We start from the raw sequence: 2,328 nt of genomic DNA, 5'->3' as shown, positions 1-2,328 counted from the left end.
CTTTGTCCCCTAACTTTCGGCGAGTCCCCCCAGACTTTTTGAGAAGCTTCGTTGAATCTTATTTAAAATTTCAGGTAACCCTCGATTGGTTGCTAAGTTAGTTGGTAATGTTTCTTTAAAATTAGTAAATTCTCCTCTTAATTGTCGTTCGTTTATGTCTCGTTTTCGTTCTTGTTTTTCGTTTTTAATGACTAAGATAGGACTATTATTACTCAATAATTCAACCACATTTAACCAGTAATAAAAGTCTGTGTCTTCTTTACGAGTATCAGCAACTAAGGTATAAAGCGATCTTTCTGTGAGAAAAAATTGATGGGTTTCATGATAAATTTCTTGTCCTCCAAAGTCCCAGATATTGACTCTAAATTCTTTTCCATTATCTAGAGGAAAATACCATTGAATAACATCTATTCCCTCTGTTGACTCCTCATCGGTTCTGAGTTGATAATTATTGTCTTTTATTTTTTGTGCTAATGTTGTCTTTCCTACACCTCCTTCCCCAACAATTAATAATTTTGCTTCATAAAGATGATCAATTTTTTGTTCTAGTTGTTGTTTTAAATAGTTTAGTATTGTTGAAACTCCTTGGCTTCTAATTGATGAGGGTGGAGACTTTAAGGGGTTCTTTCCACAGGTTAATCTTTGTAAGGATAATAGTCCAATTTCGGCAGGTAAAATGGTTAATTGATTACCATCTAGATAAAGATTTTCTAAATTAGATAATTGACTAATTTCAGGGGAAATATTTGTTAGTTCATTATTTCCCAGAGAAAGTAAAGTTAGAGCAGTCAGTTTAACAATTTCAGGAGGAAGGTTTGTTAGTTCGTTATCCCTCAGATTAAATGAAGTTAGATTAGTCAAGTTACCAATTTCAGGGGGAAGGTTTGTTAATTTGTTATTACTCAGATTAAATGAAGTTAAATTAGTCAAGTTACCAATTTCAGCAGGAAGGTTTGTTAGTTGGTTATTCCTCATATCAAGTGAAGTGAGATTACTTAGTTGACCAATTTCAGGAGGTAAATACTTTAAGTTTATATTGCCAAGATTCAAGGATTTTCTTTTATCCTTAGCGGCTTCTTCAATAACCTGTAATAATTCTTCTTCTGTCATATCAGTTATCAGTGACCAGTTATCAAGATTATGTCTTATATTCTATAATATCTCTTAGTTACTGCACTAGACAAACAAGCACAAAAGAAAGGTGAATCATGAAATATCATTACAGTATGGTAATTCAATGGTCAGAAGAAGATCAACTATTTTTAGTCCATTTACCTGAGTTTCCTTGGCAACAATTTCATACACATGGCAAAACTTATGAAGAAGCTGCGAGAAATGGACAAGAAGTTATCGAGAATTTTGTAGAAATGCTGATAGAAGAAAATCAACCTTTCCCAGAACCTAGAATATTACCAACAAAACCGTTAAAAATTGCTTAAAAATTAAACATTATTTTGATTCATTTTCTTGTCAATATTTTAGTTCTTTAAGGTGGGCAAAGTTTTTATTTTATTAGTAGATTAAATAAGTTTATAATTTGCCCACCCTACCGTTTTAACATTTTGTTGATTAATCAATGCTAACTATCATTAATCATTATAAGTTCAATTAATTCTAACAGTTAGGGAATATCTTGTTTAATAACATCCCATAAGGTATTAAGATTAAATCGATCATATTGATGAGTTAAGATATCTCTCATTCCAGCAATATCTCACCAAGGAATATGAGAGTATTGTTCTCTAAACTCTGGCGATAATCTTTTAACAGCTTCTCCAATAATGATCACTTGATAGAGAATAGCTGATTGTTTCTCTTCATTGATAGCTAAGGTTTTTTGTCCATTGCTTCAGAAAATTGTAAAACCTTTTCTCCAGCTTTAATGATATCGAGTAATGAAGCTTTATCTCTGTTCATAAATAACTTATTTAGTGTTCAAAATTTCTTGTTTACGAATCCAATTTTCACTATTTTTTACTGATTCTTGTACAACAACATCCACTGATCTTTGAGTCATGTCTTCTAGATGATATTTCAATCTTGCTAAAGTTAGTAAACCTTGTCTAGCACCAGGTTTAAATTTAATTAAAATATCAATATCACTGTTCTCATTAAAATCATCTCGTAATATTGAACCAAATAAAGACAGTCTTCTAATATTCCATTTTTCACAAATTTGATTGATATCTATTTGTGAAAGTTTAAGTCTTTTCTGAATCAAATGAGAGTAATTTCGTTGTATTTTCATTTTTTTAAGTTTAGTAACTGCAATGTCTGGCGTGGGGACACGAATACCTGAAAGCCTTACCAGATGACGAAAAGAGGCAA

3 protein-coding genes and 1 pseudogene are annotated in these 2,328 nt (G+C 31.3%); 1 reads left to right on the top strand and 3 read right to left on the bottom strand.

Annotation, left to right across the window (positions count from 1 at the left end):
• Positions 1 to 9: 9 nt before the first annotated feature.
• Complete coding sequence (locus tag P9B04_RS21570; RefSeq protein WP_342057024.1) at positions 10 to 1,110, bottom strand: leucine-rich repeat domain-containing protein; 1,101 nt, start codon at positions 1,108 to 1,110, stop codon at positions 10 to 12.
• Between the two features lie 98 nt (positions 1,111 to 1,208).
• Here P9B04_RS21570 and P9B04_RS21565 point away from each other — a divergent pair, with 98 nt between their 5' ends.
• Positions 1,209 to 1,439, top strand: coding sequence for a type II toxin-antitoxin system HicB family antitoxin (locus P9B04_RS21565; protein ID WP_342057023.1), 231 nt, complete (start codon positions 1,209 to 1,211; stop codon positions 1,437 to 1,439).
• A 182-nt stretch (positions 1,440 to 1,621) separates the two neighbouring features.
• Here P9B04_RS21565 and P9B04_RS21560 read toward each other — a convergent pair.
• Both P9B04_RS21560 and P9B04_RS21555 read right to left on the bottom strand, forming a co-directional pair.
• Positions 1,622 to 1,789, bottom strand: a pseudogene (locus tag P9B04_RS21560) (HepT-like ribonuclease domain-containing protein).
• 135 nt (positions 1,790 to 1,924) lie between these two features.
• On the bottom strand, positions 1,925 to 2,328 hold a 404-nt coding region (locus P9B04_RS21555), incomplete at its 5' end, for a nucleotidyltransferase family protein (protein ID WP_342057022.1).

Origin of the sequence: Crocosphaera sp. Alani8 (assembly GCF_038442745.1) — a bacterium.
Taxonomy (GTDB): domain Bacteria; phylum Cyanobacteriota; class Cyanobacteriia; order Cyanobacteriales; family Microcystaceae; genus Crocosphaera.
This window is presented reverse-complemented; position numbering and strand designations above follow the sequence as displayed.